At 59.7% G+C, this 12,290-nt stretch carries 12 protein-coding genes; 4 read left to right on the top strand and 8 right to left on the bottom strand.

Annotated features, from left to right (window positions below; translation table 11 throughout):
• Positions 1 to 30: 30 nt before the first annotated feature.
• Positions 31 to 1,287: an RNA-guided endonuclease TnpB family protein gene (locus GJ634_RS01605; protein WP_157500188.1), complete on the bottom strand. Its 1,257-nt coding sequence runs from the start codon at positions 1,285 to 1,287 to the stop codon at positions 31 to 33.
• A gap of 203 nt (positions 1,288 to 1,490) precedes the next feature.
• Here GJ634_RS01605 and GJ634_RS01600 point away from each other — a divergent pair, with 203 nt between their 5' ends.
• Positions 1,491 to 1,784 (top strand): DUF5779 family protein, encoded by a 294-nt coding sequence (locus GJ634_RS01600; RefSeq protein ID WP_157500187.1) that lies wholly within the window; start codon positions 1,491 to 1,493, stop codon positions 1,782 to 1,784.
• A gap of 16 nt (positions 1,785 to 1,800) precedes the next feature.
• Here the strand turns inward: GJ634_RS01600 and GJ634_RS01595 are convergent, their stop codons facing one another.
• The 3 genes from GJ634_RS01595 to GJ634_RS01585 form a co-directional block, all read right to left on the bottom strand.
• Entirely contained in the window at positions 1,801 to 1,941 is a 141-nt protein-coding gene (locus GJ634_RS01595) for a hypothetical protein (RefSeq protein WP_157500186.1), read from the bottom strand.
• 136 nt (positions 1,942 to 2,077) lie between these two features.
• Positions 2,078 to 2,428: a TRAM domain-containing protein gene (locus tag GJ634_RS01590; RefSeq protein ID WP_157500185.1), complete on the bottom strand. Its 351-nt coding sequence runs from the start codon at positions 2,426 to 2,428 to the stop codon at positions 2,078 to 2,080.
• Positions 2,429 to 2,483: 55 nt separating this feature from the next.
• Complete coding sequence (locus GJ634_RS01585; protein ID WP_157500184.1) at positions 2,484 to 3,167, bottom strand: VOC family protein; 684 nt, start codon at positions 3,165 to 3,167, stop codon at positions 2,484 to 2,486.
• 70 nt (positions 3,168 to 3,237) lie between these two features.
• Between GJ634_RS01585 and GJ634_RS01580 the strand changes: the two genes are divergently transcribed.
• Positions 3,238 to 3,900: a hypothetical protein gene (locus GJ634_RS01580; RefSeq protein WP_157500183.1), complete on the top strand. Its 663-nt coding sequence runs from the start codon at positions 3,238 to 3,240 to the stop codon at positions 3,898 to 3,900.
• Between the two features lie 1,377 nt (positions 3,901 to 5,277).
• On the opposite strand, the gene aglJ is transcribed toward GJ634_RS01580, so the two are convergent.
• Entirely contained in the window at positions 5,278 to 6,195 is a 918-nt protein-coding gene (aglJ, locus tag GJ634_RS01575; protein ID WP_157500182.1) for an S-layer glycoprotein N-glycosyltransferase AglJ, read from the bottom strand.
• An 89-nt stretch (positions 6,196 to 6,284) separates the two neighbouring features.
• Between aglJ and GJ634_RS01570 the strand changes: the two genes are divergently transcribed.
• Both GJ634_RS01570 and GJ634_RS01565 read left to right on the top strand, forming a co-directional pair.
• Positions 6,285 to 7,427 carry a glycosyltransferase gene (locus tag GJ634_RS01570; protein WP_157500207.1) on the top strand — a complete coding sequence of 381 codons (1,143 nt, stop codon included), beginning with the start codon at positions 6,285 to 6,287 and terminating at the stop codon, positions 7,425 to 7,427.
• A 37-nt stretch (positions 7,428 to 7,464) separates the two neighbouring features.
• Positions 7,465 to 8,589, top strand: coding sequence for a glycosyltransferase (locus GJ634_RS01565; RefSeq protein WP_197425358.1), 1,125 nt, complete (start codon positions 7,465 to 7,467; stop codon positions 8,587 to 8,589).
• A gap of 13 nt (positions 8,590 to 8,602) precedes the next feature.
• Here GJ634_RS01565 and GJ634_RS01560 read toward each other — a convergent pair whose 3' ends face one another.
• The 3 genes from GJ634_RS01560 to GJ634_RS01550 all read right to left on the bottom strand — a co-directional run bounded on the left by GJ634_RS01560 (position 8,603) and on the right by GJ634_RS01550 (position 12,222).
• A complete protein-coding gene (locus GJ634_RS01560; RefSeq protein WP_157500180.1) occupies positions 8,603 to 10,048 on the bottom strand; it encodes a lipopolysaccharide biosynthesis protein in 1,446 nt (481 codons plus the stop codon).
• A 27-nt stretch (positions 10,049 to 10,075) separates the two neighbouring features.
• Positions 10,076 to 10,831 carry a hypothetical protein gene (locus tag GJ634_RS01555; RefSeq protein ID WP_157500179.1) on the bottom strand — a complete coding sequence of 252 codons (756 nt, stop codon included), beginning with the start codon at positions 10,829 to 10,831 and terminating at the stop codon, positions 10,076 to 10,078.
• A 143-nt stretch (positions 10,832 to 10,974) separates the two neighbouring features.
• The gene (locus tag GJ634_RS01550; RefSeq protein ID WP_231736899.1) at positions 10,975 to 12,222 is read right to left on the bottom strand and encodes a sulfatase-like hydrolase/transferase; all 1,248 of its coding nucleotides are present in this window, start codon (positions 12,220 to 12,222) and stop codon (positions 10,975 to 10,977) included.
• Between the last annotated feature and the right edge of the window lie 68 nt (positions 12,223 to 12,290).

Genomic DNA, 12,290 nt, shown 5'->3' with positions numbered 1-12,290 from the left:
CAAGGCGGAGGAATCCCGAGCGTTGGGATATTACGGTTTGCAGTCTCCCTGCTCTCTCGTGTTGAACGACCCGCTCTCGCGGTCGAACAGGAAGACTCCGGGCTGTGCCAACCAGCCGTTACTCATATCCCCCGTTGGGGGACTCTGAGTTATCTTTCTGCGGATGTTCACCGCACCGTTCACGTCTGCGTTCATCGTCGTCTCACACGACGAACAGACGTATAGACCACGCTCCACGCGGTTCGCATCTCGAATTTGCCCGCAACACGAACACGTCTTCGAGGTGTTCTCCTCGTCTACTCGGTCAACGAGGATACCGTGTTCCTCGGCCTTGTATTCAAGCAGACGAACGAATCGGTCGAACTCCCATCCATGGAGTTTCTTGTTCCCCGACGCACCCCAGTTCCGCGAGTCGCCGTTCTCATCCTCGCGGATGTCGCTGAGGTCGCCAACCGAGATCTTCGCCACGCCTTCCTCGACACACCGCTCAACGATGTGCTTGCTGAGGGTGTGAAGGAAGTGGTCTTTGCGTCGGGAGAGTTTCCGGCGAGCCTTCAACGCACGTTTCGATGGCCCGTTCTCGCCTTCGGTCTGGTATTCCTCACGGGTGAAGTAGTGCTTGTCCTCTTTCAGCGTGTTCCCCGGATACAACTCTGAAGGGCCGCCCTCGTAGTCGATGGCGAGATAGTTGCTGATACCAAGATCGATACCCGCCGTCTTGTCGCCGGGAGCGTCCTCAACTGGAATTTCCGTCTTGCAGACGAGGTGCAGTTCCCACTCGCTTCCGTTCCAGACGGCACGCACCTGCTGGATGTTCTCGACTTCTACGTCGGGACGGGTTTCGTACCCTGCGAGGATGAAGTCTGACCGTCCGTCTTTCAGATTCCAACCTTTCGAGAGGCGGAGTTGACTGTGTTTGACGTCGTGCTTGATGCCTTTCTGTTTCCACGTGACGGTGGAGCGCGGGTGGTCGTCGCCACGTTTCCGGTAGCCCGGTGGGTTGTTGCCGTCGTCGGAGTTGTACCAGCTATTGAACGCCTCAGCAAGTTCTTCGAGAACTCGCTGGCTTGACTGCGAATGGAGGTCACTGTAGCGTTCGTGGTCTTTCAACTCCGACTTCAGTTCGGCTTCATCGGGTATCTCACCGTCTTCACCCCACCGTTGTTGGATGTAGTAGCGGCCGACGTTCCACAGTTTCGATGCGGAGAACCCGCACTGGTTGAGATCGTCACGAACCTGACTGTGGTTCGTGATGCGTGCGACATAAGTACGGGTTGTCTCCAGCATCGTACTGTGTTCATAATCAGTTATGGAATATAGTCTATTAATATCTGTGTGTCATGTGGAATATCCGGGGCTGTCGGAGTCGGTGGAATAGGTCACTCAGTGACGGCGCGTATCCACGGCCTAAAGGCCGTGGTATTGCGCCTGCTCTGCGCATAAATCTACTGTCGGGAAGGTTTTTGCCCCGTCGCGCCCACGCTACGACCATGTCTGACGGGTTCAACCTCGACCTGCGGAACGCCGAGGAGGAGATCGACGTCCCCGACGAGTTCGACGGCCGCGTCGTCCTCGGCGTCCTCGACGGCACCACGCCGGACGACGACTGGCTCGCCGAGATCCACGACGGCAACGTCCTCTTCCTCGCCGTCGACGGCGACCTCAACGAGCTCGCCGCCGGGTTCGCCGGCGACGTCAAAGACGCCGGCGGCACCCTCATGCACTTCCGGGAGTTCCTCGTCGTCGCACCGCCCGGGGTCGCCGTCGACGCCGACCGGCTGTAACACCCCGCGTGGTCGCTTACTCTGTCTCGGTGCTCCAGGTCGGCGCGGCGCCGAGTAACTCGGTCGCCTCCGCGGCGACGGCGGCTAATTCGGCTTCGAGGGCGGCCGCTCGGTCCGCACGACGTCTGTATCCCTCCCCGAGTTCGTCTTCGCTCATCGTGGTCACCAGGTCAGGCCTTCGTACGTGATGCCGTCGCGGCGTTCGACGATGCTGACGGTCACGTTGAGTTCACCGTGCCCGGCCTTACGCGAGGCCCGTATTAAGGTCGTTCGTACGACCAGCGTTCTCGACTTCAGGCTGTGCCCTCGAAAATGGCGTCCGCGGACGTCCCGTTCCGGTTGAACGACGTCACCGTCGCGCGGATGACGTCGCCCTCCTCGAGTCGTTCGGGGACGTCCTCGGTGAACAGGACGAACCCCTCGACTTTGCCGACGGCGACGCGCTCGCCCGAGTGGTGGTCGGTGAACTCCGTGATGCCGACCTCGTAGGTCTCGCCCATCTCGACGGGCGCGTCCCGTTGCTGAGCCTCGTTGTGTGCGCGCTTCGACGCCGCCGCCTCCGACGACCGTCGCCGCCACAGCACCAGGACGACCAGCACCAGCAGGACGCCAGCGGCACCACCGAGGACGACCGGATTGTTCATGGTCGCCGCCTCGCAGCGGACCGCCTACAAACCCTCGACTTCCGGATTCGCACCGTTACCGCTCGGTGAACGTCAGGTAGTGGCCGTCGGGGTCGCGGACGCGCACGCCGCGATCGACGTCTGCGACGAGACACGCGCGGTCTGCGACAGCGTCCGCGGCTGCTGTCGGTGAGTCCGCGACGAAGCCGAGGTCGGCGTGAACGGCGCCGCGGGCGTCCGCGATGCCCAGCTGTGGTTCCCAGAGTTCGAGGTCGACGGGGCCGCCGAGGCGGACGCGCTCGCGGTCGCCCCCGCGGTCCGTCACCGCGAACCCGAGGTCGCGGTAGAACGCCACCGCGCGCGGCAGGTCCTCGACTTCGAGGACGACTTCGAAGACGCCCGTGAGCGCGCCGTCGCCGTCCGGACCGCCAGTCCCGATTTCGACGCAGTGGCCGTCAGGGTCGTCGACGTAGATGGATCGGGCGCTCCCGAAGTCGAACTCCACGAGGTCGAACGCCTGCGAGAGGCGGTCGCGCCACGCGCCGTACTCGCTGGGCGTCGTGGCGAACGCGTAGTGGACGTGGACGCCGCCGCGCGGGACCGTCGACGGCTCGCGGAGCACGAGCGTCGTGTCGCCGATCTCGTAGACCGCTTCGTGGTCGCGGCGCTCGCCGCGGAGATCGAGATACTGCTCGTAGAACGCGGCCGCGCGGTCGAGCGAGCGGACTTCCAGCGCGAGCGAGTCCAGCGCGGAGAGCATACCGCGACGTTCGCCGGCCACGGCCAAAGGCCTACCCCGTTTTTTGGTGCTAGTCCTCGTAGGGACGAGTATGCCGATGAAAGTCACCGGTCGGGCCGCCGACTACCGGGAGATAGACCGCTTCGACGACGGCGTGGGCTGGATCGCCCACCCTGAGGAGGCGATGCAGCGCGCGAGTCACGCCGTCGCGACCGAGGACGGGGACGTCTGGGTGGTCGACCCCGTGGACGCCGACGGCGTCGACGACCTGTTCGCGGAGTTCGGCGAGGTGCGGGGCGTCGTCGTGTTGATGGATCGCCACGCGCGGGACGCCGCCGCGGTCGCAGCGCGCCACGACGTCCCGATTTACGTGCCGTCGTTCGTGGACCCCGGCATCGACGCGCGCACCCAGCCTGTGACCGACCGGCTGCCTGACACCGACTTCGAGGTCGTCCGGACTGTCGACTGGCCGGGCTGGGACGAGGCCGCGCTCTCCGACGGCGAGACGCCCGTCGTCGGCGACGCACTTGGCACGGCGCAGTACTTCACGACCGGCCGCGAGCGCGTCGGTGTGCATCCGATGCTGCGCGTAAAGCCGCCCGAAGCCCTCGAACAGTTCCAGCCCGAGCGCATCCTCGTCGGCCACGGCGAGGGCGTGATGGAGGACGCGACGGATGCGTTGGAGTACGCGCTCGACGGCGCGCGGCGACGCGCGCCGAAAGCGTGGGTCGAGGCCGTGCGGTCGCTGGTGTAGGCTCGCGCTGTTTCTCTGGTTCGGGGCGATTGCGGTGGGTTGCTTCGGGCTTAACCAACACTCGCCCGCTACCCCCGCTGCTGTTGGTTAAGGACGCGCCGGGGTTCTGCGTCGCACTCGACCACGCGAGAGTCGGGCGTGCTGGCGGGTCGTCTCGGAATGGATTTTCGGCATCGTTGAGACCTTGGAACGTGCCGTGATTGTAGGGACTACAAAGGTTCTCAGTCCGCAACAATCCCAATACGGCGTGTCTGTAGCACCGTCACAGCCAGACGCTGGGGCAGTGGCCGTAGAAACAGGATGGTCGGTCGTCATTTGGTCCCGTGAGCAGGAGTTAGCACCCGTCCTCACCCGTCACACCGATAGATAGCACAGATTCGTACTACACACGCGTGCCGTCACGCAGTTTTCAGTAGTCGGATGGGAGAATAGTTATTGTCCGTGCGTCAGTGTGTGATTTCGATAGGCGCGCGCTGTCCGGTGATTCGTAGCTTCTTCAGTGTTCTTGGACGGTTCGATATTCGGGATTCGTTGTAAAGATTCCTAAGACGATCGTCGTCAGGACTCGCGACAAGACAGCTACAGACCAATTCTGTCTTGCGAATTGGTGAGTCATCGACCTATTCTGTGCTGGCTGATACGCTCTCAGACGGTAGATTCTAATCGACCGATTCAGTGCCTGCCGCCCAGGATTTGCGCAATCGTTCTGCTTCGCTCCTTCGTTGTCGACGTCAAGTATCGTGTGGGTCGCTACGAACAGCGACGTACCAGCTTCTTGCGGACGATTCGTCCTCTGTAGTTCGCTGTCACTGAAAACGCAGGCTACCACCTACATCTCTCGTATGGTGGTGGCGACAGGGAGCTACTGTTCGTCGGGGAGACGGTTGATGCGTGGGCAATTTGATATAGACCAAATGTAGAGAGGAATTGCATACTAACTCGGAAGAAATTGTAACCACCTAACCACCAGAATGCCGGTAAAGAATTATTGAGAGCTGCATGCCGTCACTCTGTATCTTCTCCTGTTTATCAGGATTGCGTCTCTAGGTGAAAAGTAGCGAAGCTCATCAAGAGCAGAGAGATGCCAATTGCCAACAGACTAATCGGACCGTACAGCGGAATATCTAGAAAAAGACGGGCGAAACTAGCCGCTATAGCTGTTACCAGAGCGTAATAGCCCAAACGAGCAGTTAACTCTTCGAGATTAGACACTATCTCGGCTATACCGTAACGGCAGCATCAGCATTTCGAAATTTGGCGGCTTTTCTAACTCTATAGAGTAGTGCAGATTGATTATGATACCTTAACATCAGCCACACTAATTTAGTCTACTCTGACCAATTGAATGTTAGCAGAGCGATAGCGTTGGTTCTGTAGTCACTCTTCGCGGAGCCGGTTGATTCGCTGGCGCTGCTCGCGGTGCAGCGAGACCATGATGTCCGACACCACGCCGAACATCACCAACTGGACGCCCAGCAGCAGGAGGACGCCGGCGACCATCGTGAGCGCCTCGTGGGAGATGCCTTTCACGAACCAGTCGTAGCCGACGTACCCTGCGAGCGCGACGCCGGCGGTGCCGAAGACGGTGCCGACGCTGCCGAAGTAGAAGAGCGGGTTCGAGGTCTTCGCGAGGCTGTACAGCGTGAAGATGATTTTGCCACCGTCCGCAATCGGGTGGAGGTTCGTCTCTGATCCTTCGGGGCGTGCGCGGTACGTGGTGGGGACGACGTCGACGGGGACGTTGTGGCGCGCGCACTCGACGGCCATCTCGGTCTCGATACCGAAGCCTTCCGCCGAGAGGAACATGCCCTCGAAGGAGTCGCGGGTGAACGCGCGGTACCCCGAGAGGATGTCGCCGTAGTCTTCGCCGTGGATGCGTTCGAACGCGCGGTTGATGAGGCGATTGCCGATCTGGTTGAGTTTCGTCATCGCACCCGGCTGCATGTCCGCGGTGCGGTCGCCGATGACGTGGTCGGCGTCGCCGGAGACGAGCGGGTCGAGAAGGCGGGGGGCCTGCTCTGGTGGGTTCGTGGCGTCGCCGTCGAGCAGGAGGACGTAGGCCTCGTCGATGTGGTCGACGCCCTCACGGACCGCTTGTCCTTTGCCGGAGCCGGATTGTTCGATAACTTCCGCGTCGTGATCGCGTGCTATCTTGCGGGTGTCGTCCTCGGAGTGGCCGTCGACGACGAGAACGTGGCCGATGCCGACGTCGGAGAGGCCGTCGATCACGTTGGCGATTGTCTTCGCCTCGTTCCGCGTCGGAACGAGCGCACACACGTCCTCGTAGTCGGTCATTACCGGGAGTGGTTGGCCGGAGCGCAAAAACGTATTCCTTTCGCGTATTGGCGGAGGGGTTTTACCCCGACGTATGCTACTCCGCCAGTATGAACGCACTCGCGGCGGCCGCGCTCGCGCTCCTCGCGGTGACGGCCGCGCCCTACGTCGGCTATCTCGGGCTCTACGCGTGGATTCGGCCGTCGGGGTCGCCGGCGGATAAACAGGACTGGGAGCCCTCGGTTAGCATCGTCCTGCCGACGTACAACGAGGAGAAAATCGTCGAGACAAAACTCGACGACATCCTCGAACTCGACTACCCGATGGAAAGGGTGGAACTGGTTGTCGTCGACTCCTCGACGGACGACACGCGGGAGATTATCCGCGAGTACTTCGCTGACGTGAACGCGCCGGAGCTCGTGTTGCTTGAGGAGGACGAACGGCGCGGGCTCGCCCCCGCGCTCAACGACGCCTACGCGGCTGCGTCGAACGAGATGGTCGTGAAAACTGACTGCGACTCGAAGCTTCCGCCAGACGTCCTCCGTGAGGCCGCCGCGAACCTCGCGGACGACGATGTCGCGGCCGTGACCGGGAGAAACGTCGAAGTGCTGGGTGGCAGTGAAGTGGAGTCCGGCTATCGTGGCGTGCAGTCACACATCCAGCAGTTGGAGTCACACCTCGACTCGACGCTCATCTTCCACGGACCGTTCTCCGCGTTCGAGAACGACGCGCTGTTGCCAATCGACCCGAACTCGCTGGCCGACGACACGGAGCTCGCGTTGAAGATTCGCCGACAGGGCGGGCGCGTGATTTTCGACCCTGCCGTGCAGTACATGGAAGCTAGTTTTTCGAACTTTGTGAAGCGCCGCAAACAGAAGGACCGCCGCGGAATGGGACTGATTCGGCTGTTAGTTCAGCACCGCGACGCGCTCGGGAAGTACGGGAAATACGGGAAGGTCGTGTTGCCGTTCAACTGGTGGTTTATGATTCTCTCCCCGTGGCTGCTGGCCGCGACGCTCGTGGTCGGGACTGGTGCAGCACTCTTACTGTTCGGAGCAGGTGGGCTGGTGTTGCCCGCCGCGGTTGCGGCGTTCGCGTACCTCGGACAGAAAGATGTGCTCGGTTCGGTGCAAGCGCTGTACTCGATTTTCGACACGCAGGTGTCGCTGCTGCGGGCGAGCGTGGAGTTGCTCCGCGGCAAGGGTGACGGGACGTGGGAGGTTGACGCGGAACTACGTGAGGCGTTCGAATGAAAAACGATAATCACACAGGGCGGAGGACGGGACGATGATGGCTGACGACTTCGAGGAGTCGGACGTCTCTGTCGCGATTCTCCACGACCGATTCCCCGGAATCGGTGGTGGAGAGAAGTTCGCTATCGAGGCGGCACGCGTACTGGACGCGCCGATATACACGATGTACGTCTATCCGAAAACGGACATCCCAGATGATATCGAAGTTATCCCGATACGCCAGGACAAGTACACTGGATTCCTCTCCCGGCGAATTCTTGGATGGAAAAACGAGGGCTCGAATCCGCTCGAAACGTTGAGCGTCGCGATGGACATGACGGACGCACACCCCGACCTCGTCAATTACGACGTGATTCTTTCGAGTGCGCCGCTCAGCAAGAACTACGTTCCAACGACGGACCAGCGCGTCGTGCACTATCCGCACAGCCCGCCCCGCTGGCTGTACGACCTCTTTCGGGACCGGATGGAGTCGTTCGATTATCCCGGGATTCGATTCGTGTTGAAGGCGTACGCGAAGTGGTGGCGTGCTCTCGACAAGGAGGCCAACGACTACGTCGACACGTTCGTCGCCAACAGCGAGCTTATTCGGGACCGGATTCGTCGATTCTACAACGAGGATGCGGAGGTCGTGTATCCTCCGATTACGGGCGATTGGCGGAACGAAGGCGACGAAGGGTACTTCATCACGTGGTCGCGGCTCGCACCCGAGAAGCGTATCGACTTGATCGTCGAAGCGTTCACCGAGTTAGACAAACGGCTTATTGTGGCCGGCGACGGAGAGCAACGCGAGAAGCTAGAAAAGATGGCACGAGGTCACGACAACATCGATATTCGAGGATACGTCGAAGACATCGAGTCCCTCGTAGCGAGCGCGACGGCGGTCGTCTACGCGCCGAAGCAGGAGGACTTCGGGATGGTTGGCGCGGAGGCGATGATGGCCGGGAAACCGTTGCTTGGGGTAGATGAAGGGTTTACAGCCTACCAAGTTGAAGACGGTGTGACCGGTGCGCTGTTTGAGCCAACCGTGGAATCGATTCGTGAGACTATTCGGTCATTCGATAGTACGGAATACGACACAGATAAGATTCAAAACGTGGCCAGTCGATATCAGTACAGCGAGTTCGAGACAGCGATTCGTCACGCCGTCCGTTGTGGGAACTGACCGCTGTCTGCGGTTAACTATCAGCGTTCTCTACAATTGGTTGTAATATTGAGCGAACCGTATACCTGAACTGAGGGCTTATAAATATCAAAGACATAAAGTAAGTGCCGGCGCCCACACCCACAACTACGAGGAGTGCAGCGACGCTTCGTGAGGCGACGACGTGTTCCGCACCCGTCACGACACCGAACATCGTCAGTCCAGCGACGACCTGATGTAGAATCGGCCTTGGATAAAGCTCCACGCCCTTGACTGAGTTCCGAACGACGGACGCACTCATAGCGTAACGGAGGGATTCGGCGGCGATCGTCGCAATAACCGCTCCGAGCGTTCCGATTTCCACTACCAAGAGGAACCCGAGAAGCAGGTTCAGGCTCAGCGTCACTGCATCGATTCGAAACACTTTGTCCGGACGATCCATACCGAATAGTGTCTGCCGGTAGAGCGAACTCTGGGACCGGACGACTTGGTACAAGGCCAGCCCCACAAGTAGGGTCGCCGCCGACCGGAACGCGGGTTCGTATACGGTAACGACAAGCCATTCAGGAATCGCCAGCGCGCCGAAAAAGAGCGGAATAGACAGTAAGCTCGCGAACGAGAGCGTGTTCGTTAGTTCCTTGCTGAAGGACTCGGAACGGCTGTGTAGATTGCTAATCTCGCTCATGAGGCCGGAGCTTGCGACTTGTGAGAGGAATATCGCCGGAATCGTTAGCTTCAGTGCCGCCTGATAGTACCCGACTGCGTTCTGCGTGACGAGGAATCCGATTAGGATCATGTCATACTCGCTGTAGACCTTCCCGATGAACGACGTAGGAGTCATGTACTTTGTGTATTCCCAGAGTGACCGAATTGTTTCTCTGGATGGAACCGACGGCTTAACGCGGAGCGCGTGCTGCGTCAGCGGCAAGCACAATAGTGTCGCTCCGACAGTGCCGTAGATAACGCCTGACGCTCCAAACCCAAGTAGAATCAGGGAGAGCTGTAAGCCGAGCGTGAGAACTGATCGAATCGTATCGATCCATATTTGTCGGCTAAGAAGCCCGCGAGCCGTCAGTAATGTCTGGTACGGAGAAAACAGCACGAGCGCAGACATCAGTCCAATCAGGAGCCACTCTGCGTTTTCGAGGCCGGTATAGGTGACGAGGTGGTGTTTGAACGTGAGCGCTGCAACTGCAGTCATCGCGATAACGGCGATATTGAACAGTCCGACAGCCCCCACAATTTCCCGGTTGTCGATGTCTGCTTCCGCGAACCGGCGCTTCGCCGCCCCCTCATATCCGGTGACCTGTTTCAACACCCCGACGACCGAGATGAGGAGGTAAACCCCTCCAAAGTCAGTCGGACCGAGTACCCGCGCGAAGACGATGATTCCGACGAACCCAAGTATCGCCTGGATAAACTTGGCGACGGCAGCCTTAGTGACCTCAAGCCCAAAGTTCTCGAATAATTTCTCTGCCATCGTTAGGTAATGTAGGCGATTACCAGTTCATGTTCGATATCCCAACGCTTCGAGATTTTCGTCTACTGAGGAACCCTCCGGACGGTCTGTCGTTGTGACACCCTCGTCGACAATCAATTTCCGTTCGTCGTCTTCGATTACAGCCCACGGGACATCCACCAGCGATGGCATACGGACCCCTCCGGGGTGCCCATACACGCGCATCGGGACGACTGGTGCCCGCTCGCCGAGGGCATTCCCATGGTCGCTGGTGACAACCGTACGACCGGGGATGTGTTTGAGGAGAGTCTCTAGTTCCTCAAGCACAATTCGCAGATTGTCAGCGTATAGTGACCATATTTCCTCGCGTGTGGCTTCACCTCGGGCAAGCGCCTTCCATGGGTTCTGCTTGGTCGCCGCATCGAAGGGGCTGTCCGCTCCGAGGAACGGTCGGTGCGGTTGCAGGTAGTGAACGAGCAGTCGTTTGTTCGGATGTCGCTGCGCCGCATCGAGGGCCCGCGTCGTCATCTCTTCGGGGGTCACGACGTTGTCGACTTCATCCCAGACTTCCACCATCTCGTGGAACGTATTGTCTACCACCTGTGAAACCCACCCGTTCGACGAGAGATATACCGTGTCGCCGAGTTCATGGCCGGCGAAGTTCTCGCGCGCCCACTCCGGAGTCTTGCTACCCAGACTCGTGACTCGATTGTATTCGTCGAACCGGCTCAAGTCCGCGACCTCCTCGAATAGCTCAGCGCGGCACCCGTCGAGGACGATTAGGTTGTCCCAGTCCTCCTCCATTAACCGAACCGATCCCCGCTTCGTCGGATACAGGTTCGTGTGAATCGGTCCCAGGACGTGGTTCGCAAGGCGGTGTCGCCACCAGAAGCTGTCGTCATAGTTCTCCCGAATCTCGTCGTACGCGTACGAAAATTTCTCGATCATCACTTGTATCCGAGGTCTTGCAAGTCCTCTTCGAGGGCGTCAGTCCGGTACACGGTATCGGGGTCGAAGCGATTCCATCGTCTGGTGAGTTCTCCCCGGGCCGAAACGTTGTTACTGTCGATGCGGTCGCCGTTGAGCGTACGGAAACCTGTTCCGTTGTAGAGATACTCCTCGTCCATGACAGCCTTCTCTTCACCGTATGTCGCGTAGGCGTGCGTCCGGTTGAACTCGCCTTGCCCGAACGGTTCGCCCAGCACTATGGATCCGATGTCGATGTGCGAGACGACCGGTCCGCTGTCCCAGCTCACGTTCCGCGTTCCGAACGGAACCCTGAGTAATTCCGGTGCCATCACCCCTGGATGACCCCACGACGGATTGTAGTCCTCGCCCAGCAACTCGCCGTGGTCGGCGGTGAAGATGACCTCCGTGTCCGACGGGAGTCCGTCCCACAGGTCCGAGAGTGTGGCATCGAGTTCTCGAATCTCCTGTTCGTAAGCACGCCGTACGAGTTCCTCATCTTCCTTTGACCCGTTTCCATTCAGCACCCGTCGGCTGGCATTCTGGGCTTCGACCCGTCCCATCTCCCCGTCATCCGGCTCGTAAGGATGGTGTGGTTCCATGAGATGAATCCAGCCCAGCCACTCGTCACGCCCCTCAATTTGTGTTAGAAGTGTTTCAATAACGTCCTCGGCGGGGCGGAATGTCCGCCCGACATCTTTGAACTGATTTCGAACGCTCTGGAGCGCGTTCCAGCCGGTCGAGAGCAGTCGATGGTGGAGCGTCCCCGGTGTGACAGCCTTCTCGACTCGCTGTTTGAGTCCCATGTCGCCCGGCTTCGGGGCTTCGAAGTAGTCGAAGGAGTGGCCATATCCGTACCGCTCCGAGAGTAGGTGGTTCGTTGAGATGCCGACGGTGTAGCCATCGAACTCGGCGGCGAATTCGGCCATCTCGTCAATACCGCCCGGAGTGGGGTACTGTCCCGTGAGAATCCCGGGGAAGCTTCCCGGAGTCGCGGTGCTGACCGCGAACGCCGTCTCGTGAGAAGCATCGAGATAATCCTGTGTCGCTGGCATCAGGTGGTACTTATCGTATCGGAGAGAGTCCACCGTTACCAGCAGCTTCCCAGACATGCCGACGCCTTCCTCTTCGATGATTATAAGTGCGGCCTTTTTACGCGAACCGAGATGTCCATGCGCTTCGGCGTTGATTCCGGAGTTCCTAGTTATATCCGTGATTGTGAAATCCATATTGATTTACTGTGGGGCATCTCTTGCCAATACATGAGGTTGGGATTCGTACTTCGCGAACTGATTAG

It is taken from the genome of Halobacterium sp. CBA1126, from assembly GCF_009741975.1.
Lineage (GTDB): Archaea > Halobacteriota > Halobacteria > Halobacteriales > Halobacteriaceae > Halobacterium.
The sequence above is the reverse complement of the archived record's forward strand: the minus strand, read 5'-3'. Positions and strand labels throughout refer to the sequence as shown.